Raw genomic sequence first — 23,321 nt, forward strand, 5'->3', positions numbered from 1 at the left:
CCATAGCGCCGGCGAGCATCGCCGGCATGTACAAGATACGATCCCGAGTCCGCTGTGCGATGGCGTCGTTGTCGAGGAGCTAGGCCATGAAATGCCGGCTCGAATAAGCGATACGTCCTGACGCTAGATCTTGAGAATTTTCTTGATGTACTGCCACGATTTCGAAAGCGGCTGTGACCAGCGAACTGTGCCGTCTTTCCGGACGTATTTTTCCCATTCGGGGAAGAGACGTTTTTCGCCTTGATCGGAAAGCTCTTCCATTGAGCTCGATCAGAATCGGGTGAATTGGCACGACCCGTCCTGAGGAATTGGTCTTGAGATTTCTCACGTCCTTGAGCGCGACCCTTCCGGTTCGTGCATCGAAATCTCGAAGGTCGAAATAGAAGAATGTTCCGTCGGTCGGAATTTGCGCGCACTCGAGTTGACCGACTTCGTCCCGCTTCATGCCGGTGAACAGGCAAATCAGGTATCCCCAATATAGGTGGTGCTGAACGAAATATGCTCCGGGCTTCCAAATGCGGAGCCGGTTGAGGCAGCGGCGGAGTTCGAAGGCGAGGGCGCTACGTCGCTTAGCGTGTGTACGCCAAACGCAACGAGAGCCGCGATCAGCAGCGCATAAACCACCAGCAATACCGCGCGCGTCTCCCGGTAGTTTTTCATCGCTTGTTCGATCGGTGTTTCGGCTATTTCCTCCCGCTCGCGGACGGAAATGTAACTGTAAAGACTTTGCATCCAGCTTCGCCGCGAGGAAGCCTGACTCTGGAAGAATGAACCATTGATCCGCCACTGCAAAGCAAACGACAGGCCGATGAATGCCGCAGCCGCAAAGTAGAATAAAGATGAAACCAGGACGCCCGGTGTCTTGGTCGCGTCGCCCAGGATCTTCAGTATGAAGGGCGCCGCCGAGACGGCCAGGTCGCGCCAGAGGGTAGCCGCGAGATCCTGTGCCCGCTGTGCGACCTTCTGGGTTTCATCAATGACGGTCTTGCGGAGATCAGCAAGCGCCTTCAGAGTTTCACGGCTCGTTGATTGAACATGAGCCTCATAAGCAGCTTTCGCCGCCTCGAGCGCCTGTTCCAGGGTCGTTGCAAGATCTTGCTGAGGACGGCTAGCGCGAGCCAGCTCTCCGGAGAAGAGCAGGTGGCGCGCCTCGATGTCGGTCCCGGAAAGAAAAACCCACGAGGCCGCTTCGGTCAGCTGAGGGCGTGCGCCGGGCAGGGCATGATCATCAGCTTTGATACGATAGATTGGAGGTGTGGCTGCGGCCTGCAACCAGACCTCACCGTCCTCAAGCCATACGCGGGACACGAGTCCGCCCAACAAGCGTCGGGCCGCAACGGCCTCCCAAGCTTGAAATGCTGCGGATGACGCCGCTGGCGCCGCTACCAGGATCCATGGATTGAGATCAGTGGCTACCTCGCGATCCGGAACAAAATCGCGGACATATCGAGTAGGATTGATGGCGTCAGGCAGCGCTTCCGGAGGTCCGGCCGGTCGCTCAAAATCCCAAGGAGCGACGTTTAATCCACGCGTGCGGAATGCCTGATTGGAATTGAAGTCGGCGGCCGCAACTTGCGCCAAGACCGTCCGCCGCGTCAAATATTGTGGAATGCTAGATTGGAAAATGAAGAACGCGCAGCCTTCGGCTGCCGGCTTTCCAAGTGTGATCACGACCTCGCGTGCTGGGTCGAATGCATCGCCCGTGAGTAGGTCGCCACCGAGAGCGAGATTATAAACTTGCACGGACGTGAACGGCGACGGCACATCGTCCGCGAATCCGAGCCAAGCCGTCTGCGCATCGGCCGACGACAGCCGCCCGCGCAGAACGAGGGCGTCGACACGCTCGTCCGCTAACGCGCCGCCTGCGACCAGCTCACGTACGCGTTCGACCAGATGTGCTGAGCTCGAAGTCATCGAGTGTGATCGTGTCCTTGATGATAATCTCGCCCTTGTCGCGATTCACGGAAACCACTGAAGGTGTCAAACCGATCGGGAAGGTCAGTTTGACGCCGCTTGCCGTTTCCACCCGCCGGTTCCTGGGCGGAGGAATTGCGTTCTTTTGGAGAACGAACGACTCTCCGGCCATTCCCTCACGCTTCAGCTTTGCCTTAAAGTCCGTCACGACGGGACTGTCGTCGGGGAGTGGACCAAAGATACTCTGCAACCAGTTCTCAGCGTTCTCGCCGTCGACAGAGCCGCCCGACTGGCTTGCATCGTAGAGACGCTGCGCCAAATTCTTCATCGTGTCCGGTGGAAGCGTGTCTTTGTACTTTTGGGCGATATTGCGCGTGACATCGACAATTGTCTTGGTCAACTCTTCTTCCGTGCGCTGACGGCGGACCAACAGAAATTGCTCGAAATAGGCAGCAGGCCGCTGCGGGTTCTGCCGATCAACAACGCAGATCTGGTCTCCCCCTCGATGCAGCTTGATGAGTGCGGCCTTCTGCAAAGCGTTCCGGTTCTGCACAAACGTTCGCTCGATCTCGCCAAAAGTTGGCTTTGGCTTTCCAGTGCGTCCACGACTGACATCGTAGTCGTAGCTGAGAACCTTTTCGTCTTCGAATTTCAGAAGCGCAAACAGGCGACCGCTCGAACAGGAGAGCGAAAAAATCAAGAACGCGCCGACCGCAGTGCTTCCCCCGTGGGCCTGGTTGAATGCTGTCGCCAACTTCTCACTCTCTTCTTGGAAAGTCCCCTTGTCCCGACTGATGCGAGCGAGCTGGGCTCGGACCGGCGCGTCCTCCAAAAACTCGTATCGGTTTCCGCTATTGACGGATCGAACACGGCCAAAAAGAAGGCCGCATGTCGTCCGGCATCGAAGGCCGTCAATAACTGAAAGTGCTCCTCACCCGGGCCAACGATATGGAACACACTCTGATCAATGCGCAGGCTTTCAAGCTCCTGCTCAGTAAGGAAGGCCATGATATTGTTCCTAGAACAAATAGAGAACATTTGCAATTGAAGAAATTTTCAGCACTCTAATTACCTCGCATGCCCTTAAGAATCCTGCACTTTGTGGAGTATTCCACTTCAAATTGAAGCTACGGGCTTGAGTATTGGGCGGTTGAAATCGCTTCGTAAACCTTGGAGTGTTAAGCGTGGCGCGTGCCGTCTAACCCCGCAGCGCCACCACTGAAGCCCGGGTGGAGCAGCCGGGGGGCGATCGACGCAATCCGAACGACAGATCAGCTATGGCAACAGTGAACCAGAAACCCGCAAATGGCAGCCGGTCTGCAAGCAACCCTCTGTAGTGCCTTCCAAATCAGTTTACGATTGGGAGCGGTTCTGGATCGATCGCTCGGGTGTTGTCGACCTCTCCGATGGAGGCTTTTTGGTGGATCCGGTCAGCCTGCTTCGGCGAGCTCATCCAAACGCGCCTGTAACACTTGTAACACTAGCCGAGCCTGGTCGATATCGCGCTCTTCAAATGGCGCGCTTCGGTCTACGGAAATCAAGCCGCGACAGCGCATGCCGCCCGACATTGATTGATGGGATTGATTAATTTGCAGTAGGGGGCAGTGTGCGCGAGGTCACCGACACGAACTATCTGATGTTTCCTGAGCTGAAGGAGTACTTGTCGAAGCCATACAATTGCGTTGTCCTTACCGATCTGGTCATCATGGAGACGCTCAGAATTGGCGATCTCGAGTCGGTATGCCGCCAGCTCGAACCGCTGACCCAGCATCCAAAACAGGTCATTGTACTGAAGACGACCCATGCCGTGGCCGGCCTGCGCAGACGCAGGCGCCGCGGCTTGCAACGCCGGCGCGTCCACAGGGTGCAAACGCAGGGCTTCGCGGCATGGTGCGAAAAACTCGATCTGGCCAGAAAGGGCGACAAGGAGTTGGTCAAACAGTTCGTGGCGAAATGCGAGCGCGCGTCCGCAGACCTGGCGGACTTAGCGATGGGCCAAGAGACGTTTGCGGCCAACCTAGCCGAGCACGCAAAGCATTATTCGGAGGCTGAGCTCAAGATCCTGCGAAAAAATGAGCCTATCACGCCGGAGCTTCTGAAGAAGATTAAGGGGCACATCGTTGATCTCGCTGGCGCTCTCTTTGATGCGCATCCATCTTTCAAGAAGCGACCCGCTGTTAAACATCTCCCAAATGCTTTCGTTTTTCGATACGCCATATCCGGATACGTCGTCGCCCTTCGCCGGATAAAGGAGGGAGGAGCGAATGAGGCGTCGGCCGAGAAGATCCGGAACGATCTGATCGACGCGATGATCGTGGCTCACGCGACCTATTTTGATGGCTCTCGAGCCAGGATCAAAAAGCAAAAGAGATACACGAAACGACATGCGAGTTGCTCAAGCACTTCCATGACGAGATCAAGGCGTTTGCGGGAGACGCATCAACCGCTGAAAGAGCCGTGGTCGAGCAGGAAACGGACGCTTCAGGCTACCTTTCGTTTTGAATCGGCTCGGATTTGTCGCAGCTAGGATACGGCGATGAGTTTTCTGGACGGCGCTCAGGACGACATCTTTATCAATCGCGAAAGAGAACTCGCTTGGCTGTCAGAGGTGACAGAGCGGCGCGGCCGTACGGCTCGAATTTTTGGCGTCGGTGGCATCGGAAAAACGGCTCTCGTCAGACAATTCCTTAAGAGGTATCGATCTGAGGCCGAGGCAATCGTGCTGGCTCAGTCAGGATCGGAGCTCGATCTTGATCGCGTGGACTACACTCTGCGTGAAGCGCGACGGGGGCGCGTCAGCATGGTCGTGATCGAGGACGTTACCTTGTCCGCTGAAGCGACCGAGCGGTTGAATCGGACGGTGTTCAACTGGAAGGCCATTCGATCCCTAATTCTCACATCACGGCCGAAAACCTTCGGGGGCGAGCGTGACACTTTGCATTTGGGCCCTCTCGATCATGGCGCCACACGTAAACTCTTGGAAGCTCTGACCCGGGTGAATGGACCGATTCCCGAGGCCGTGTTTTCGCTGACTGGCGGCCTTCCTTTGGCAATCCGCCTCGTCGCTGGCCAGCTCGAAACACAAGGGCCGGACGCGGTCTTGAGTCAGCTTCAAGGTGCTCTCTATGATCTTGAGGCATTAGTTGACGCACCGCCAAGGAAGCTGATCGCGACCGTCAAACCAAAATTGATTGTCGTCAACGAACAGATCCTCGATCGCCTCAAACGACGCCCTCAGGATATTCACAATATCGATCACCGGAAGTTCGAGGAGATCGTCGCGGAGTTGCTGGACGATATGGACTTTGATGTTGAGCTCACGCCCGCCACCCGGGACGGAGGGAGGGATGTTCTGGCTTACTGGAATTCGCCGATGGGGCGTCTTCTGTGCCTGGTCGAGGCAAAGAAATATCGGCCCGACAGGCCTGTCGGCATTCAGCTTGTGCGTCAACTATACGGCACATTGGTTGACGAGCGGGCAACCAGCGCGATGCTTGTCACGACTGCGGATTTCTCGCCGGATGCCAGAAAGTTCGAGCAAAAGCACAAGTGGCAAATCTCTCTCAAGAATTACGCTGACTTGGCCGAGTGGATTGAGAATTACAAGAAGCCAAAACCGAAGGGCACCATACTGCCGTAGGGCGAGATACCTGGAATTCAGTAATGTCGAGCAAGGTGCAAGAAGAGATTTCCGAAGCCGAGGCTTTGATTGCGGAGCTGTTCCGGAACATGGGATATCGTGTCCGCCGTCGCGTGTTCGCGTTCGGCATCGAAGTGGACATGATCGTCGAGAAAGATGAGCTGAAATCGCCGGTAGAAGTCAAAATCAGGCACAAGTCTCATTTTGGGCTGCAAGACATCCAAGATATCTATGCCCGCTTCATGCCGCTCGTTCAGGTAGGCGGATACGTAGCTCCCATTATTTGTGTGTTCGGCAGAGTCAGCGGCGCCGCTAAAGAATTTGCCAAAGCGCAGCCCGGATTCCGTATCTGGGACATCTACGAGCTGCGAGAGAGAGCCAGACCTTACCATGACGTCTATCAGAAGTTTGGTGGGGCCAGCGGCGACAAGCCGCTTCCGAAAGCATCAAAACAGGCGATTGAGCAGGCCCAGTTGCTGATCGGAAGGTTAGTGAACCATGAGAGCGATGCGGGACTGACGCCGCAAGAGTACGAAAGCCTCTGTCAGGAAACCGCCGCCTTCCTGTTCGATCCGCACCTTTACGGCTTTGAGCGACAGACCGAAACAAGCGATGGCGGCAACCGGTATGATTTCATTTGCCGTATAAAGCCCGGAGACCCGTTCTGGGACGGGGTTCGAGCGGATTTCCGGACGCGGGCCATTCTTTTTGAGTGTAAAAACTACGCCGAGCCGATTACGGCCGATCAGATATATTCGACGGAGCGTTACCTGTTTTCGCGCTCTTTGCGCACTGTATGCGTGCTCGTTTCGCGGCGGGGTCCTGATGACAGTGCAAAACGTGCAGCCCAGGGAGCAATGCGGGAGAGCGGGAAACTCATACTGCTGGTTTCCAACGCTGATCTTGTTCGGATGTTGAAGCTGAAAGAGCAGGGCGAGAACCCGACGCTGATTTTGGACGAGATGATTTGGGACTTCATCATAAAGCTCCCCCGCTGATGTCTTGTTTGTCGGGAGCGGTGCGAGGACCGGGGATATGATTATTCGAGCGGATACTCCGGGCAGTCATCTCCGATCGACGCGAGCACCCCGGCGGTCGTGACAGCGGCAACCTGCGTGGAGAAGCCCGGTGCGGATCCTAGCGAGCGGCGTCGAGCGCTCGTTCGCAGGCATGCGGAACCGTGGCTCTATCGCGCCTGTATCGGTGCAAACGGGAGGCCGTCGGCCTGTTCGAACGACCCAAATGCCATCCATATAGGAGGCGATTCGCGCCGGTCATCGAAGCTGCCGTCAGCTGGTGCGTGATGTCCGACTCACGGTAATCAACAAGCGACACCCACAACGGGCCTAAGATGGTTGCGGCTATGCAGGGACAGCTTGCTTCGGGCTATGCAATCGAGGTAGACGGCCGGCTGAAGGCCGAATTTGCCACCAAAGACGGCGCAAAGTCGGGCGCTAAGGAACTGAAAAAGCGGTTTCCCATGCTCCAGATTAGAATCTACGATGCTCAGACGAGAGAGCGGGAAGAGATTCAGCTATTTAGAGCTTAGCGTTTCAGTCGGACTGCACTCAGGACCGTAAGGGGGCTTCATGCTGTCGGTGGGCCAGATCCATCGCCTCGCATCCTACTTCGATGCGCTTGATCGTAGTCTGGTCGAGGGATTAGCGGATCGCTATCCCACAGACGAGCGCGAAGTTACTCGCCGGCTTGCTCAGCTTCTCCATGATCCGTCGAAATGGTACGCCAATGTATCTGTCTCATCGGCATGGCCGAAGACCGAAAGGGATCCGTACCTTGCCATCGAAGTGCGACTGCACCCAACGGGTTGGGAAAATGAAATCACTTACTCAGATTATGGTCTGGTGGTTACATTTGAGGATGAGGTGCTTGCTCGCGGTCCGCAGACCGCGGCCTATCTGATCCAGGCCAAACGCCTCTATGATCACGACGGAGAACCACCCTATGACCTTCAGGCGCAATTTCGTGCCGGCAACGAAGGGCAGCGCTTAAGTCTCCGGCACCTCGAAGACCATCTCGGCGAGAATACTGTAAAGTCCGCGTCTTATTGTCCGCGGCTGTCAGTTTTTGACAAAAACTCGATCGCGATTGTCCGGCAATTGCACCAGGAAAACGCAGGCGCCTTGTACGTCGGCACTCCCTTTGGACAAGAATTGCAACGCAATGTGAGCGACGCGAGCTCGACGGCTTCGGAAGCCGGCTTCTGGATCAGCCCCGTCTCGCCGAGGCTGTCGAGGGCAGTGGATTTGCACCGAACGGCATTCCTCCGGAGCCTGCCGTTCGGATGGTTCCTCATCGCAAATTTGTGGACTTTGGCGACAGTTGGCAGCGGACCTTCGCGCGGTCCGGTCCCTTCAGCTCCTCACGTTGTTCCTTGGATCAGTCCGGGTACTCCCCACGACCTCAGGCTCAACATTGCCTGCGAGCCGAAGCGCCAACAGCTCATCCTCGGCCTTGCCAGAGGGGAGTTGGACGCTGCCAAAGAGCTTGCGAAGATCTCTGGAGACAAAGTACCTGCCAGCCGGTTCCGACCAGCTGCCACGGTTGAGATACGAATAACGCGAACAATTGCACCAGAGCTCCGTCTTCCCCTAGATCACGATCCGGACGACGGCCTCCGTCTGTAATTCATACGCTAGCTTTCGGACGTGGTATCAACGCCGGGCGGCTCCTTCCTTGCGGTCACGCTCTGCGCGCAAGCTCGCGCTTGTGGCCCGAGCCGGAAAACGTCTCCGCTCTTCGGGTAACGATCGTTGCTGCTTGGTCGGTCTGCTTGATCCCCGAGGTTGATACAGTCGCGTCCGTTAACCTGTCAGAGCTAGAAGCACGCCCTGTGGTCTTCGTGAGGGGCTGGACTGACCCACGTTAGATGACGTCGGTTGTCATTGGACGGAATTTGCGAAGCGGCGCGATCGCCAGCAAATCGATCGAGCGCCGGCTAGCTCGAGCGCTCACTTCTGAAATCGAAAAGCTGAGGTGTGGTGGCTGTCGAGCCAGGGGGCAGTCCGAGTACCTTGCCGCCAGTGACAGCCAACTCGAATATCATTCCGACAGGAACAAAATCTGTAGTGATCTCAACAAGCAAAAAGGCTGCGAATTGTCGGAATGTCTGTTGAAAGCGCAACGGAAATTCGAAGACTTCCAAGCTGAATACGAGGGTTCGATTCCCTTCACCCGCTCCAAGCATCTCAGACGACGTTGCTCCCGAGCTCAATCCCCTAACGCGTAAGCAATGACGTAATCGCCGCGCCTGGTGCCGAACGAGCCGTGGCCGCCGGCCGCGGTGACGACATATTGCTTGCCACCCGCCTCGTAGCTCATCGGCGTCGATTGGGCGCCGGCGGGCAGGCGATCCTCCCAGAGCACCTTGCCGTCGCGCACGTCGTAAGCACGGATCGTGTACTCGTAGGTCCCGGTGTAGAACGCGACTCCGCCGGCGGTCGTGATCGGCCCACCCAGCATTGGGACGCCCATCTTGAAAGGCAGCGGCAGCGGCGTGGTATCCCGGATCGTGCCGTTGGGATGCTGCCAGACGATCTTCATCGTCTTCAGGTCGATCGCGGCCATCGAGCCCCATGGCGGCCGGTAGCACGGCACGGAGAGGGGCGAGAGGAAGCTCTGGATATCCACCCCGAACGGCGTGCCATACATCGGCTGCGCGCCGACCTCGCTGCCGACAGGCTTCTCGGCCGTCGGCGCCGGAGGATTTTGCGGCCCGCGCGGAATGAGCTTCGAGACGAAGGGCAACGACATCGGGTTGGCGATGGCGATCTGTCTCACCGGATCGATCGCGATGCCGCCCCATTCGAACATGCCGAGATTGCCGGGGAAGACGAGCGTGCCCTGCAGCGACGGCGGCGTGAACGTGCCCTCGTAGCGCAGCCGGTGAAACATGATCCGGCACAAGAGCTGATCGAAGATCGTGCCACCCCACATGTCCGCGCCCGTCAGTCTCGCCTCGGGGCGGAAGGTCAGCTCGGAGAATGGCTGCGTCGGCGCGGTGCGGTCGCCGGGCGCTGCGCCTTGCGGGACGGTGCGCTCCGGTGCCGGCACGATCAGCTCGCCGGTCCTGCGATCGAGCACAAAGATGTTGCCGACCTTGGTCGGCTGGATGATCGCGGGAACGACGCCATTGGCCGTGGTTACATCGACCAGGCTCGGCTGCGAGGGCACGTCCATGTCCCAGAGGTCGTGATGCACCGTCTGGTACGACCAGACGCGCTTGCCGGTGTTGACGTCCAGTGCAACGATCGAGCTGGAATAGCGCTCGACCAGCGCATTGCGATTGCCTCCCCAGATGTCGGGTCCGTTATTGCCTGTCGGGATGTAGACGAGGTTCAATTTCGGATCGAACGAGGCCGTGATCCACGAATTCGGCGAGCCGTTGGTGTAGTGGCGCGTCGGCGACGGCAGCTCATTTTCGTCGGCCGCGGCGGAGTCCCAGGCCCAAACCAGCTTGCCGGTGTAGACGTCGAAGCCGCGGATCACGCCAGACGGCACGTCGACCGCGTAATTGTCGATCACCGCGGCGGCGACGACCAGGATCTTGTCGCTGACGACAGGCGGTGACGTCGGCTCGAAGAAGCCCGCCGTCTTGATCCCCATGCCTTGCTGGAGGTCGAGGCTGCCGTGATCGCCAAAACTCTCGCACAGCTTGCCGCTGTCGGCATCGAGCGCGATCATGCGCCCGTCATTGACCGGCAGGAAGATCCGCCGCGGGCATTCGGCGGGCGCGGGAGCGCCGCTGCTGTCGACGGCACCATCGGCGGTTTCGTGATAGGAAACGCCGCGGCAGGTCATGTGCTGGAAAGTCTTGTTGAACACCAGCTTGGGATCGTATCGCCAACGCTCCTTGCCGGTGCTGGCGTCGAGCGCAAACAGCACCTGGTGCTGCGAGCAGAGATAGAGCGTATCGCGCACCTTGATCGGCGTCACCTCGAAGGTCGTCTCGCCGGAATCCTCCGGCGTCGGCATATCGCCGGTGCGGAAGGTCCAGGCCACCTTGAGCCTGCCGACATTGTCGGGCGTGATCTGCTTCAGCGGCGAATAGCGCTGTCCGAACTGCGTGCGACCATAGGCCTGCCAATCGCCGTCCGGCTGAGGGTCGGCTTCGCTTTGCGCTACGGTCGACGCTGCCTCGGCGATCGTGCCTTTGATGTCGTGATAGCTCGATAGAAGTCCGATGATGAGGACGACGGAAGACGCCGCTATGCCGATCCAGAGCGGCAGTGTCGCGCTTCGGTAGGACACCGGCTCGTCTCGCAGCAATCCGCGAACGATCGCCGGCGTCAGCAGCCAGAGCGCCATCGGGAAGACGACGTCGCCGCGCGCTGCGAGCGGCCACCAGTCGAACTGCACCTCGGAGATGGCCCAGGCCAACGTGCCGACCAGCACGACCGCAAACAGCCAGAGCGCCTGATGACGCTGCGCGAGCAGCAACCCGGCCGTCGCGAGAATGCCGACACCGAGAACGACATAGAAGATGGATCCGCCGAGCGCCGCGAGCCAGAGGCCGCCCCCCGCGAGCACCAGACCGATCAGGCCATAGACGAGACCCGTGACAAAGACGGCCGTGGATCGCTGCATGGCTGCTCCGGCGCGGCGAAGGGTCGAGGCGGTCCAGTGCAAACGCAACAGACGGCGCTTGGTTGCAACCACTGTGGTCCAGTCAACCACAGGGAGCAACCCTTAACTGCTACATCGAAGCAACATCCGCGCGCAAAAACTTGCGATCTGATGTGATAATGCTTTGATCGCAATTGTGCGCGCACGGAGTGCGATCACAGTTGCATGGCCTGTCCACGCCGCTAACCCACGGGAACCACATCCGCCATGTATCTGGGCATCGATCTCGGCACCTCTGCAGTCAAGACGGTTCTCGTCGACGACGCCCAGTCTGTGATTGCGAGCGCGAGCCAGGCGCTGACGATGGCCTCGCCGCAGATGGGCTATTTCGAGCAGGATCCCGCGCAATGGATCGAGGCGGCCTTTGCGACCCTCGACGCCTTGAAGGCCTCGCACGGACAAGAACTCGCGGCGGTCGAAGGCATTGGACTGTCAGGCCAGATGCATGGCCCCACGCTGCTCGATGCGAATGATCAGCCATTGCGGCCCTGCATCCTCTGGAATGACGGACGCTCCGCCGCTGAGTGCCGCATCCTGGAGCAGCGCTGGCCCGCGCTGCGCGCGATCACGGGCAACAAGGCGATGCCGGGCTTTGCGGCGCCAAAACTGCTCTGGATCGCGACGCATGAGCCTGAGATCTTTGCGGCGACGACGCGCGTCCTGCTGCCGAAGGCCTATCTGCGTCTGGCGTTGTCTGGCGAGGCGATCGAGGACGTCTCGGACGCATCGGGATCGCTGTGGCTCGACGTGGCGCGCAGGGACTGGTCGGATGCGGCGCTGGCCGCGACCGGCCTGTCGCGCGCGCACATGCCGCGTCTGGTGGAGGGGTGCGCGCCGGCGGCAACGCTTCGCAGCGAGCTCGCGCAGCGCTGGGGCATGGCGAGACGGCCAATGATCGCGGGCGGCGCCGGCGACAACCCTGCGGGTGCCATCGGCATCGGCGCGATCAGGCCCGGAACCACGTTTATCTCGCTGGGAACTTCGGGCGCCTTGCTGGCGCCGACCGACCATATTGCCGCCAACCCGGACCGGGTGGTCCACACCTTCTGTCACGCGATCCCAGGCATGTGGATCCAGGCCGGCGCGATCCTCTCCGCGGCGTCATGCCTTGCATGGGCCGCGCGGCTGTTCGGCGTCGCTGAAGCCGAGCTGTTGGCGCCGCTGGGGGCGCGCCCGCGGGCGCCGTCGCCCGTCAGCTTCCTGCCTTATCTCGCGGGCGAGCGGACGCCGCACGACGATCCCCTCGTGCGCGGCATGCTCGACGGTTTGAGCCATGGCACAGACCGCACGGCGATCGTGCAGGCCGTGCTCGAGGGCGTCGCCTTTGCGCTGGCCGATTGCCGTGACGCGCTTGGCGATGCTGGCATCGTGGTCACGGAAGCCGACGTCATCGGCGGCGGTTCACGGTCGAGGTTCTGGTTGTCGGTGCTATCAAACGTTCTGAATATTCCGATCCATCGCTTTGCCGACGGTGAGACCGGCGCCGCGTTCGGTGCGGCGAGATTGGGGCGGCTTGCTGTCACCGGCGAGGCAATCGCAACCGTCTGCACGCCACCGCAACGCGTCGAGACTTTCGAACCCGATCGCGCACTAGTGGGGGCCTATGCCGACCGGCTTTCCGCCTGGCGCCAGTTGTATCGACCGCGCCACTAACGTCGCTTTGGTTGCGCATTTCTCCCTGTTCGCTGTTGCCCTGTGCGATGGCCTTTTGTTTAATGGGCGAACCGCGCTCAAAACGAAACGCGGACAGGAAACGCGTTGTGTGCCGGAGGAACGATGAACGATCCGATCCTCGAAATGCGGGGAGTTTCGAAATCCTTCTTCGGCATCAAGGCGCTGCGTGCGGTTGACCTGACCGTCTATGCCGGCGAGATCCATGCCTTGATGGGCGAGAACGGCGCCGGCAAATCGACCCTGATGAAAATTCTGTCGGGGGCCTACCGGCCCGATCCTGGCGGGGAGATTCGCATCGAGGGCAAGCCGGTGCGGATCGAAGGTCCGCACGGCGGCCGTGCCGCGGGCATCTCGATCATCTATCAGGAACTGTCTTTGGCCCCCAATCTGAGCGTTGCGGAGAATATTTATCTCGGCCGCGAGATGTCCCGTTCAGGTTTGCTGGCGCGCGGCGCGATGCGCGAGGGTGTTGGCCCGATCCTGGAGCGGTTGGGCGCCGATTTCCTGCCGTCGACATTGGTGGCGCATCTCTCCATGGGTCAGCGCCAGCTCGTCGAGATCGCGCGTGCGCTGCACGCGCGCTCGAAAATCCTGATCATGGACGAGCCGACCACCGCATTGTCGGCCGGCGAGAGCGAGCGGCTGTTCGCGCTGATCCGGCAACTTCGTGCCGCAGGGCTCGCCATCATCTACATCTCGCACCGCATGGATGAGGTCTATGCGCTCGGTGACCGCGTCACCGTGCTGCGCGACGGCCGGCTGGTCGGCTCGCTCGACAAGCAGGACATCCGCGCCGATGCCATCGTCCGCATGATGGTCGGGCGCGATGTCTCTTCCTTCTACAAGAAGGATCATGATCCCGAGGCCGGGAAGGGGCACCCCGTGCTCACGGCCATCGACATGGCCGACGGCCAGCGCGTCAAGGGCTGCTCGCTCACGGTGCATGCGGGTGAGGTGGTGGGGCTTGCCGGCCTGATCGGCGCCGGCCGTACCGAGCTTGCACATCTCATCGTCGGTGCGGCACCGAAGATTTCGGGCCGTCTCGAACTCGAAGGCCAGCCCATCGACATCCGCACGCCCGGCGAAGCGCTCGAGGCCGGCATCGCCTATTTGACGGAGGACCGCAAGGCGCTCGGCCTGTTCCTCGACATGTCGTGTCTGGACAACATCAATCTCGCCGTGCTCGGGCGCGATGCCAAGCTCGGCTGGTTCCTGGATCGCGACAAGGCGCGCGAGCGCGCCGACCGCGCCTTCGCTGGCCTCAGCATCCGCGCGGCCAATGTCGGCGTTCCGGCGGGGGGACTCTCCGGCGGCAACCAGCAGAAAGTGCTGCTCTCGCGGCTTCTCGCCATTGCGCCGAAGGTATTGATCCTCGATGAGCCGACGCGCGGCGTCGACGTCGGCGCCAAGTCGGAGATCTATTCGATCATCGACAATCTCGCCAAGGCCGGCACTGCGATCCTCGTCATTTCGTCCGATCTGCCTGAAATCATCGGTATCTGTGACCGCGTCCTGGTGATGCGGTCGGGGCATATCGCGGGCGAGGTGAGGCGAACAGAGACGGCGCCTTTGACCCAGGAAGACATCATGGCCCTCGCGACGGGGACGGAGCATCTCGATGCCTGACAATACTGCCTCGAAGGCCCAGCCCGCTCCGACGACGACCAACGGGGGCGCGGCAGAGACGAAGCGCCAGCGGGTGAGGATGCTGATCAGCGCGCTCGGCATGCTGCCGGTGCTGCTGATCCTCTGTATCGGCTTCCACTTCCTGTCCGAGGGGCGTTTCTTCACCGGGCAAAATCTCGGCATCGTGCTGCAGCAGGCTGCCGTCAACACCGTGCTTGCCGCGGGCATGACCTTCGTCATCCTCACCGGCGGCATCGATCTCTCGGTCGGCTCGATCCTGGCGGCGTCCGCGATGGCGGGCCTCACGATTTCCAAGCTACCCGAGTTGGGTGCGCTGTGGCTGCCGGTCGCGGTGCTCACCGGTCTCGGCTTCGGCGTCGTCAACGGCGCGCTGATCGCGCTCTTGCGCCTGCCGCCTTTCATCGTCACGCTGGGCTCGCTCACCGCCGTGCGCGGCCTGGCGCGGCTGCTCGGCGCCGATACCACCGTGTTCAATCCGTCGATTCCCTATGCCTTCATCGGCAACGGCTCGCTGACGCTCGTGCCTGGCGTTGCGTCGATCCCATGGCTCTCGGTGATCGCACTGCTCGTCATCCTGGTCTCCTGGCTGGTGCTGCGCCGGACCGTGCTTGGTGTGCACATCTATGCGGTGGGCGGCAATGAAAGCGCGGCGCGGCTTGCCGGCATCAAGGTCTGGGCCGTCGTGATCTTCGTCTATGGTGTGTCGGGACTGCTGGCCGGGCTCGGGGGCGCGATGCAGGCGGCGCGGCTCTATGCGGCCAATGGCTTGCAGCTCGGACAAAGCTACGAGCTCGACGCCATCACCGCGGTCATTCTCGGCGGCACGTCTTTCGTCGGCGGCATCGGGTCGATCTGGGGAACGCTGATCGGCGCGCTGATCATCGCCGTGCTCTCGAACGGCCTGATCCTGATCGGCGTCTCCGACATCTGGCAATACGTCATCAAGGGCCTTGTGATCATCGGCGCCGTGGCACTGGATCGCTACCGGCTGCAAGGCTCTGCCAGAACGTGAAGGCTCTGCCAGAACCTGAAAGAGATCGGCGCGCACGCCGCAATACGAGGTTCCGCTACGGCAACTGGTCTGCCGTGCCGGTTTTTGAAGACAGACCAGGGAGGAAGCCAATGTTGAAGACCACTATGCTCGCCGGCGCCGCGATGGCGCTCGCCCTGACCACCGCGCCGGCCTCCGCCAAGGAGCTCAAGTCGATCGGCGTCTCGCTGGGGTCGATGGGCAACCCGTTCTTCGTCGCGCTGTCGAAGGGCGCCGAGTTCGAGGCCAAGAAGACCAATCCCAATGTGAAGATCACCACCGTCGGCTTCGAATACGACCTCGGCAAACAGGTCACCCAGATCGACAATTTCATCGCCGCCGGCGTCGACCTGATCCTGCTCAACCCAGGCGATCCCAAGGCGATCGGGCCGGCAATCAAGAAGGCGCAGGCCGCGGGCATCGTCGTGGTTGCGGTCGACACGGCGGCCGAAGGCGCCGATGCCACCGTCACCACCAACAACGTTCAGGCCGGCGAAATCTCGTGCCAGTACATCGTCGACAAGCTGGGCGGCAAGGGTGACGTCATCATCGAGAATGGGCCGCAGGTCTCCGCGGTGATCGACCGCGTCACCGGCTGCAAGAACGTCTTCGGCAAGAATCCCGGCATCAAGGTGCTGTCCAGCGACCAGGACGGCAAGGGTTCGCGCGAAGGCGGCCTCACCGTCGCGCAGGGTTATCTGACCCGCTTCCCCAAGATCGACGCCATCTTCGCCATCAACGATCCGCAGGCGATCGGGACCGATCTGGCGGCGAAACAGCAAAACCGCAGCGGCATCATCATCACCGCAGTCGATGGCGCTCCTGACATCGAGGCCTCGCTGAAAGATCCCGCGTCACCGCAGGTCCAGGCGTCGGCCTCGCAGGACCCGTTCTTCATGGCGCGGCGCGCAGTACAGGTCGGCGTCGGCATTCTCAATGGGCAGAAGCCGGCCTCGACCGTCGAGCTGCTGCCCTCGAAGCTCGTGACCCGCGACAATATCAAGGATTACAAGGGCTGGACCTCGGACCGTACGCAGTAGGACAGGCTGCAGCGGGCGGCGATCCCTTGACGGATCGCCGCCCGTTCACTCTCGCTCGATCGCTCGCTTCGGCACCGTCAGAACCATCGGCACGGTGACTGCAAAAATCGCGACACCGATGATCCATACAAGCCAGGTTCTGTCAGGCCGCGACAGGGCGTAAATTGCGCCGAAGGCGAGCGGGCCAAGGATGGCAGCCAGACTGACGAAGCTCGCGACAACGCCCTGCAACTGGCCCTGGCGTTCCCTGTCGACGGCTTTCGACTGGAGCGCCCGCAGGGCCGGCGCGCTGATGCCGCCGAATGCGATCAGGGGAATCAGTGCGAACGCGATCCAGCCTGCCTGCGCGAAGGCGAGGATGAGGAGGGCGATCGCCTCGCAGCCGATTCCGAGCAGAAGCGTGCCGCGTTCGCCAAGCCGTTCCGTGAGCGGGGCAATGGCGAAGGCCTGCACCAGGGCCACCAATGCGCCGAAGATGCCGAGCGAAATGCCGATGTCGGTCGCAGTCCAGTGGAAGCGATCCGTGACGAAGAGCACCCAGAGCGTACTGTAGGTCTGGCCGACGAGGCTGACGAGCAGGAAGACGGACAGCAACGGGATCAGCGCACGAAACGTCAACGCCCAGCGCAGCGGCGCGAACGGATTTAGCGTCCGCCATGCGAACGGCTTGTGCTTGGTACGATGCGTTTCCGGGAGAACGAACAGCGCGATCAGGACGTTCGCACTACTCAACGCGGCCGCCGCAAGGAAAGGGGCACGCAGCGAGATATCACCGAGCATGCCACCGATGACCGGACCGATGACGAAGCCGGAACCGAAGCAGGCGTGGAACAGGCCGAAGCGGTGGGCGCGCATCCCCTCCGGGGTGATGTCGGCAATGGTGGCGGTGATCATCGCCACGCCCGCCGCCGTCAATCCGGCGATGGTGCGGCTGATGAACAGCAGTGACAGATATGGCGTGAACGCCATGATCAGATAGTCGACCGTCGTGCCGGCAAGCGCGAGCAGCAGCACCGGACGCCGGCCGACGCGGTCCGACAGGACGCCGAGCACCGGAGTGACGATGAACTGCGTGAGCGCGTGCAGCGCCAGCAACGTGCCATAAAGCGCAGATACGTTATCTGTGCCGGCCATGGCGCGCAGCAGATGTGGCAGCGTCGGGAAGATCAGCGCGATGCCTGATGCCTCGAGGGCTGCACAGACGAGGATCGCAACGAGCGGCCGGCTCATGGGATTTTGCCGCCTGTCAGTCAGGCGACACCTTCCGCGAAGGCGGACGATGCGAGCGGCAAGGCTTCCCTCCAGCGGTTGGAGGCGGCCGTCTCAGCCGTCAGCCGGCTCGCGTCCGCGGCTTCCACCGCGAGAGCGACGGCCTCGTCATCTTCCGGCGCCATCGCGGTCAGGAGATCCGGGCGCTGGCGCTCTGCGATCGCGAGATAGGGATCGTTCGGGATCGGATGCCAGAGCCAATAGGCGGCAGGCTGCTCTGCCGTGAAGCCATCGACATGAGCCGCAACCTCTTGCGTGAATTCGGACGCCGCGGCTTCGACAGGCATCCGGCTGCGGTAGTCGATCGGGGGGAGGATGTTCATCGAGAACCCTGTCGCGTCACGGCGCGACGCAAAGCCGGGCAGAACCAGCGTGCCCGTCCGCGCATAACGCGCAGGTCCAGGTGGATAGCGGAAGTCGGCATCATGGGTCTTGACGGTGATCCCGGCATATCTGGCGCTGGGATAGACGTCCACGACCATGAAGACGACGCCGTTGTTCTGAAGGACCTTCGAGATCTCGGCGCCGGTGTTGCGTCGTGCAAATGCGATCGGCGTGGCCGCGGTCGCGCTCCGGCCGGCGTAGATCCATCGCTCGGTGGGCGTGGGCTGGCGGCCGATCGAATAGACGAAGCCGACGTTGAAGCCACGGTCCTTGAGATGCGCTGCGAACAGTTCGAGGCTCCCGATGTGGGGCACGGCAATGATGCAGCCGTTGCGCGCCTGTGAAAGCGCCCGCGCGAGACGATCGAGCGCATGTTGCGGAATCCTGGCATCGAGGCCCATGGCCCGAGCGCGATCCTGCTGCAGATTGGCAAGGTCGAACAGGACGGTGACCCAGGCGGCCAGACCGTCGATCACATGATCCGATGTCGCGATGCTGCGGCGAATGATGCTCTGGCGCAGGAACATATTGTTGCCCATCGTGCTCGGCAGGCTCGTGATTAGGCTTGCGATCTCGCGCGCGACATCCACCTGGCGTGCGATGGGGACGATGGGTGCCAGGCGGTCGACAAGGTTCACGACAGCGGTCTGGATGTCTCCGTGTCCACGGGGGAAGGGACGCGGATTCGTCTCGCGCGGTTCGGTGCCTGCTGCTGTTTCCCGGAACGTCACCTGAACCCCAAAACCCGCCGAATATTGCGGGAAAATCACACCACACAAGTGTTACCAGCTTCTCAAGGTGCCCCTTTCAGCCATTGGCGGCGCCCTCGGCCTCACCTTGGCCTTGCGGCTGGAATCCTCGGAAAAAGAACGCTTTAGCGCCATAGTGGGTTGACCCCGGCGAACGATATGTCAGAGAAGGGCAGGTGTCGGCCGGAGCTGGAAGCCGGCCTTCTTGGGCACTTTGGGAGCATTTGCGGATATGGCTGAGCGGGTCGCTCTCATCACCGGCGTGACGGGTCAGGACGGCGCTTATCTCGCCGAATATCTGCTGTCGCTCGGCTATGTCGTGCACGGGATCAAGCGGCGTTCGTCCTCGTTCAACACCGCGCGCGTCGACCATCTCTACCAGGACCCGCATGTCGGCAACGTGCCGTTCCTGATGCATTACGGCGACATGACGGATTCGACCAATCTGATCCGCCTGGTGCAGCAGATCCGCCCCACCGAGATCTACAATCTCGCCGCCCAGAGCCACGTCGCGGTCAGCTTCGAGAGCCCGGAATATACCGCCAATGCCGACGCCATCGGCGTGCTGCGCCTCCTGGAGGCGATCCGCATCCTCGGCATGGAGAAAGAGACGCGGTTCTACCAGGCCTCGACCTCCGAGCTCTATGGCCTCGTGCAGGAGATTCCGCAGAAGGAGACGACGCCGTTCTATCCGCGCTCGCCCTACGGCGTGGCAAAGCTGTACGGCTACTGGATCACGGTGAACTACCGCGAAGCCTACGGCATGTTTGCCTCGAACGGCATCCTGTTCAACCATGAAAGCCCGATCCGCGGCGAGACCTTCGTCACCCGCAAGATCACCCGCGGCGTGGCGCGGATCGAGGTTGGTCTGGAGCAGACGCTCTATCTCGGCAATCTCGAGGCCAAGCGCGACTGGGGCCATGCCCGGGATTACGTCGAGGGCATGCACATGATCCTGCAAGCCGACAAGCCCGATGATTTCGTGCTCGCCACCGGCGAGATGCGCTCGGTGCGCGAGATGGTCGAGCTGTCGTTCGCGCAAGTCGGCCGCCGCCTCGAATGGCGCGGCGCCGGCGTGGATGAGACCGGCGTCGATGCCATCAGCGGCAAGACGGTGGTGAGGATCGATCCGACCTATTTCCGTCCGACCGAGGTCGATCTGCTCGTCGGCGATGCCAGCAAGGCGCAGAAGGTGCTCGGCTGGAAGCCGAAGCGAAGCTTTGCGCAGCTCGTCGAGGAGATGATGGCGAGCGATCTGGCCGAGGCCAAGCGGGACATCGCGAATGGCAAGCGTACCGTTTGAGCTCAACGGCAAGAGCGTCTACGTCGCCGGTCATCGCGGCATGGTCGGTAGCGCCATCGTGCGGCGGCTGGCGCAGGAGAATGTGAATCTCGTCACCGTCGACCGGCACGAGGTCGATCTCTGTAACCAGGCCGCCGTGTTCGACTGGTTCGCGCGCGTACGGCCGCAAGTGATCTTTCTCGCCGCGGCAAAAGTCGGCGGCATCGTCGCCAACGACACGCTGCGCGCCGAATTCATCTATGACAACATCGCGATTGCTGCGAACGTCATCCACGCCGCGCATGTGAACGGCGCCGAGAAGCTGATGTTCCTGGGCTCGTCCTGCATCTATCCGAAGCTCGCGGCCCAGCCGTTGCGCGAGGATTCGGTGCTCTCGGGCCCGCTGGAGCCGACCAACGAGCCTTATGCGATCGCCAAGATTGCCGGCATCAAGATGGCGGAAGCCTATCGCAGCCAGTATGGCAGCGACTTCATCAGCGTGATGCCGACCAACCTCTACGGTCCCGGCGACAATTATCACCCCGAGCTGAGCCACGTCGTCGCGGCGTTGATCCGGCGCTTCCATGAGGCAAAGCTGTCGGGCGCGAAGACCGTCGCAGTCTGGGGCACCGGCACGCCGCGGCGCGAGTTCCTCTATGTCGACGACATGGCCGATGCCTGTGTGCATCTGATGAAGACCTACTCGGGCGCGGAGCTGATCAACATCGGCACCGGCGAGGACATCGCCATCGCCGAGTTCGCGCGCGTGGTCGCCGAGATCGTCGGCTATCGCGGCGAGATCGCCTACGATACGTCGCGGCCCGACGGTACGCCGCGAAAGCTGCTCGATGTCAGCCGTCTCGAGAAGCTCGGTTGGCGCGCGACGACGTCGCTTCACGACGGCTTGAAGCGCGCCTACGAGGCGTATCAGGCGACCCTGCTGGTTCCCGCGCAGTCCTAGGAACCATCACCGCAAGCACGAGTTGGCCGCTGGGGCAGGACGACATGCCACACGAGGCCTTCAGTGCAAGACATCGTGCCCGTGCGCTCCACTGCGCAAGTCGCGGGTCATCCCATTCATCCGATGCTGGTGCCGATCCCGATCGCCTGCTTCATCGGCGCGTTGCTGACCGACATCACCTATCTCGCTTCGGCCGAGATCATGTGGGCGGATTTCTCCGCCTGGCTTCTGATCGTCGGCGTCATCTTCGGTATGCTGGCCGCGATCGCAGGCCTGACCGACTTTCTCGGCAATCGCCTGGTCCGAGCACAAACACCGGCCTGGCCGCATCTGATCGGCAATGCCGTGGCGATGATCCTCGCGATCTTCAATGCGTTCATTCACACGCGTGATGCCTGGACCTCAGTGTGGCCGTGGGGGCTGGTTCTTTCGGTACTCACCGTACTGATCCTGCCCGTCACCGGCTGGCTCGGCTGGGCCATGGTGTATCGCCACGGTGTGGGAGTTGCGCGATGATGTCTTTTCGCACGCGCGCGCTCTTGTGCGCTTCGCTCCTCGCTCTTCTCGCCGGCTGCAATGACGGCAGCGGCGATCCCAAGGCGCAGATCGGCGCCAATCCTGTCCTGCCCGAGATCCAGCAATATCTGCTGCCGCCCATGCACATTGCCCGCATCATCGGCTGGAAGAAGGACGAGACGCCGACGGTTGCACAGGGCCTGCAGGCCAAGGCCTTCGCCACCGGATTGCAGCATCCCCGCTCGCTCTATGTTCTCCCCAACGGCGATGTGCTGGTGGTCGAATCCAAGGCGCCGAAGGCCGCCGCGATCAAGCGGCCCAAGGAGATCGTGATGGGATATATCGAGTCCTGGGCGACCTCCGGCGGCGATACCGGACCCAGCAATCGCATCACGCTGCTGCGCGATACCAATGGCGATGGCGTGCCGGATACGCAAAGCGTCTTCCTCGACCATCTCAACTCGCCGTTCGGCGTCGCCCTGGTCGGCAACGACCTCTACGTCGCCAACACCGACGCGATCGTGAAATATCCCTATGCCGAAGGCGACACCAAGATCACCGTATCAGGCACGGTGCTAACGCCGCTGCCGGGCGGCCCGATCGACCACCACTGGACCAAGAGCCTGGTTGCAAGCCCGGACGGATCAAAACTCTATGCGGGCGTCGGCTCCAACAGCAACATCACCGAGAACGGGATGGAGGCCGAGCACAATCGCGCCGATATCCTCGAGATCGATCGCGCCAGCGGCCGCTGGCGGATTTTTGCCAGCGGCTTGCGTAATCCGAACGGCCTGAGCTTCGAGCCGCAGACCGGCGCGCTGTGGACCGTGGTGAACGAGCGCGACGAGCTCGGGCCGGATCTCGTGCCCGATTACATGACCTCGGTGAAGGACGGCGCCTTCTATGGCTGGCCCTACAGCTATTACGGCCAGCATGTCGATCCCCGCGTCAAGCCGCAACGGCCGGACCTCGTTGGCAAGGCAATCGTGCCCGATTACGCGCTGAGTTCGCATGTCGCAGCGCTCGGACTTGCTTTCTCCAGCGGCAGCAAGTTGCCGGACGCCTATCGCAGCGGCGCTTTTGTCGGCGAGCATGGCAGCTGGAACCGGCAGGTTCTGACCGGCTACAAAGTCGTGTACGTGCCGTTCACGGATGGCAAGCCGAGCGGGCCGGCGCAGGACGTCGTCACCGGCTTCCTCACCAGCGACAACCAGGCACGCGGCCGTCCCGTCGGCGTTGCCATCGACAAATCAGGCGCGCTGCTGGTCGCCGACGACAGCGGCAACACGGTGTGGCGAGTGACGGCCGCGCATCCGCAGGTCACCCAGCGATAGGCAGGCCGCGCAGCGATAGGAGAGGGATGATGGGTCTTGCTCAATATGCGATCGTACCGGTCCAGGACGAATGGGGCGTGCTGCATGATGGCAACGTCAAGAGCAGATACGCCACGAAGGAGGCCGCGTTCGAGTCGGCGGTGGCCGCAGCATCCCTGGCGCTCCGTGAGGGTCATGAAGTCCATGTCAGCGTGCCCGGCCGTGAACCCGGCGAGAACGCGCTCGGAATCTAGCCGCT

The 23,321-nt window shown here is 61.5% G+C and carries 19 protein-coding genes; 13 read left to right on the forward strand and 6 right to left on the reverse strand.

Annotated features, from left to right (window positions below):
• Nucleotides 1–123: 123 nt before the first annotated feature.
• From XH89_RS15620 to XH89_RS15630, 3 genes are all read right to left on the reverse strand, one after another.
• Nucleotides 124–261 (reverse strand): hypothetical protein, encoded by a 138-nt coding sequence (locus XH89_RS15620; protein ID WP_194467885.1) that lies wholly within the window; start codon nucleotides 259–261, stop codon nucleotides 124–126.
• A gap of 201 nt (nucleotides 262–462) precedes the next feature.
• Entirely contained in the window at nucleotides 463–1,914 is a 1,452-nt protein-coding gene (locus XH89_RS15625; RefSeq protein WP_194467886.1) for a hypothetical protein, read from the reverse strand.
• The gene (locus tag XH89_RS15630; protein ID WP_210345257.1) at nucleotides 1,874–2,746 is read right to left on the reverse strand and encodes a nucleoid-associated protein; all 873 of its coding nucleotides are present in this window, start codon (nucleotides 2,744–2,746) and stop codon (nucleotides 1,874–1,876) included. Before XH89_RS15630 ends, XH89_RS15625 begins: the two co-directional genes overlap by 41 nt.
• A 774-nt stretch (nucleotides 2,747–3,520) precedes the next feature.
• On the opposite strand from XH89_RS15630, the gene XH89_RS15635 reads away from it, so the two are divergent.
• The 4 genes from XH89_RS15635 (at nucleotide 3,521) to XH89_RS15650 (ending at nucleotide 8,199) form a co-directional block, all read left to right on the forward strand.
• Nucleotides 3,521–4,441, forward strand: coding sequence for a hypothetical protein (locus XH89_RS15635; RefSeq protein WP_194467887.1), 921 nt, complete (start codon nucleotides 3,521–3,523; stop codon nucleotides 4,439–4,441).
• Between the two features lie 9 nt (nucleotides 4,442–4,450).
• On the forward strand, nucleotides 4,451–5,554 hold the full coding sequence (locus tag XH89_RS15640; protein WP_194467888.1) for a restriction endonuclease: 1,104 nt from the start codon (nucleotides 4,451–4,453) through the stop codon (nucleotides 5,552–5,554).
• Between the two features lie 23 nt (nucleotides 5,555–5,577).
• Nucleotides 5,578–6,552, forward strand: a complete 975-nt coding sequence (locus XH89_RS15645; RefSeq protein WP_194467889.1) for a restriction endonuclease — start codon at nucleotides 5,578–5,580, stop codon at nucleotides 6,550–6,552.
• A 591-nt stretch (nucleotides 6,553–7,143) separates the two neighbouring features.
• Nucleotides 7,144–8,199 (forward strand): hypothetical protein, encoded by a 1,056-nt coding sequence (locus XH89_RS15650; protein ID WP_194467890.1) that lies wholly within the window; start codon nucleotides 7,144–7,146, stop codon nucleotides 8,197–8,199.
• Nucleotides 8,200–8,782: 583 nt separating this feature from the next.
• Here XH89_RS15650 and XH89_RS15655 read toward each other — a convergent pair.
• Nucleotides 8,783–11,158 carry a glucose/quinate/shikimate family membrane-bound PQQ-dependent dehydrogenase gene (locus XH89_RS15655; protein ID WP_194467891.1) on the reverse strand — a complete coding sequence of 792 codons (2,376 nt, stop codon included), beginning with the start codon at nucleotides 11,156–11,158 and terminating at the stop codon, nucleotides 8,783–8,785.
• A 246-nt stretch (nucleotides 11,159–11,404) separates the two neighbouring features.
• Here XH89_RS15655 and xylB point away from each other — a divergent pair, with 246 nt between their 5' ends.
• From xylB to XH89_RS15675, 4 genes are all read left to right on the forward strand, one after another.
• Nucleotides 11,405–12,850: a xylulokinase gene (gene xylB / locus XH89_RS15660; protein WP_194467892.1), complete on the forward strand. Its 1,446-nt coding sequence runs from the start codon at nucleotides 11,405–11,407 to the stop codon at nucleotides 12,848–12,850.
• 123 nt (nucleotides 12,851–12,973) lie between these two features.
• The gene (locus tag XH89_RS15665; RefSeq protein ID WP_194467893.1) at nucleotides 12,974–14,497 is read left to right on the forward strand and encodes a sugar ABC transporter ATP-binding protein; all 1,524 of its coding nucleotides are present in this window, start codon (nucleotides 12,974–12,976) and stop codon (nucleotides 14,495–14,497) included.
• On the forward strand, nucleotides 14,490–15,530 hold the full coding sequence (locus XH89_RS15670) for a ribose ABC transporter permease (protein WP_194467894.1): 1,041 nt from the start codon (nucleotides 14,490–14,492) through the stop codon (nucleotides 15,528–15,530). The genes XH89_RS15665 and XH89_RS15670 overlap by 8 nt, the downstream gene beginning before the upstream one ends.
• 110 nt (nucleotides 15,531–15,640) lie before the next feature.
• Nucleotides 15,641–16,588 (forward strand): ABC transporter substrate-binding protein, encoded by a 948-nt coding sequence (locus XH89_RS15675; protein WP_194467895.1) that lies wholly within the window; start codon nucleotides 15,641–15,643, stop codon nucleotides 16,586–16,588.
• 45 nt (nucleotides 16,589–16,633) lie between these two features.
• Here the strand turns inward: XH89_RS15675 and XH89_RS15680 are convergent, their stop codons facing one another.
• Complete coding sequence (locus tag XH89_RS15680) at nucleotides 16,634–17,818, reverse strand: TCR/Tet family MFS transporter (RefSeq protein WP_194467896.1); 1,185 nt, start codon at nucleotides 17,816–17,818, stop codon at nucleotides 16,634–16,636.
• A 20-nt stretch (nucleotides 17,819–17,838) separates the two neighbouring features.
• Complete coding sequence (locus XH89_RS15685) at nucleotides 17,839–18,879, reverse strand: lysophospholipid acyltransferase family protein (RefSeq protein WP_194467897.1); 1,041 nt, start codon at nucleotides 18,877–18,879, stop codon at nucleotides 17,839–17,841.
• Between the two features lie 343 nt (nucleotides 18,880–19,222).
• Here XH89_RS15685 and gmd point away from each other — a divergent pair, with 343 nt between their 5' ends.
• From gmd to XH89_RS15710, 5 genes are all read left to right on the forward strand, one after another.
• Nucleotides 19,223–20,293, forward strand: coding sequence for a GDP-mannose 4,6-dehydratase (gene gmd, locus XH89_RS15690; protein ID WP_194467898.1), 1,071 nt, complete (start codon nucleotides 19,223–19,225; stop codon nucleotides 20,291–20,293).
• The gene (locus XH89_RS15695; protein ID WP_194467899.1) at nucleotides 20,274–21,233 is read left to right on the forward strand and encodes a GDP-L-fucose synthase; all 960 of its coding nucleotides are present in this window, start codon (nucleotides 20,274–20,276) and stop codon (nucleotides 21,231–21,233) included. The genes gmd and XH89_RS15695 overlap by 20 nt, the downstream gene beginning before the upstream one ends.
• Nucleotides 21,234–21,296: 63 nt before the next feature.
• Nucleotides 21,297–21,749: a DUF2231 domain-containing protein gene (locus tag XH89_RS15700; RefSeq protein ID WP_194467900.1), complete on the forward strand. Its 453-nt coding sequence runs from the start codon at nucleotides 21,297–21,299 to the stop codon at nucleotides 21,747–21,749.
• Complete coding sequence (locus XH89_RS15705) at nucleotides 21,746–23,083, forward strand: sorbosone dehydrogenase family protein (RefSeq protein WP_194467901.1); 1,338 nt, start codon at nucleotides 21,746–21,748, stop codon at nucleotides 23,081–23,083. The genes XH89_RS15700 and XH89_RS15705 overlap by 4 nt, the downstream gene beginning before the upstream one ends.
• 29 nt (nucleotides 23,084–23,112) lie before the next feature.
• The gene (locus XH89_RS15710) at nucleotides 23,113–23,316 is read left to right on the forward strand and encodes a hypothetical protein (protein ID WP_194467902.1); all 204 of its coding nucleotides are present in this window, start codon (nucleotides 23,113–23,115) and stop codon (nucleotides 23,314–23,316) included.
• Nucleotides 23,317–23,321 lie beyond the last annotated feature (5 nt).

Origin of the sequence: Bradyrhizobium sp. CCBAU 53340 (assembly GCF_015291645.1) — a bacterium.
Lineage (GTDB): Bacteria > Pseudomonadota > Alphaproteobacteria > Rhizobiales > Xanthobacteraceae > Bradyrhizobium.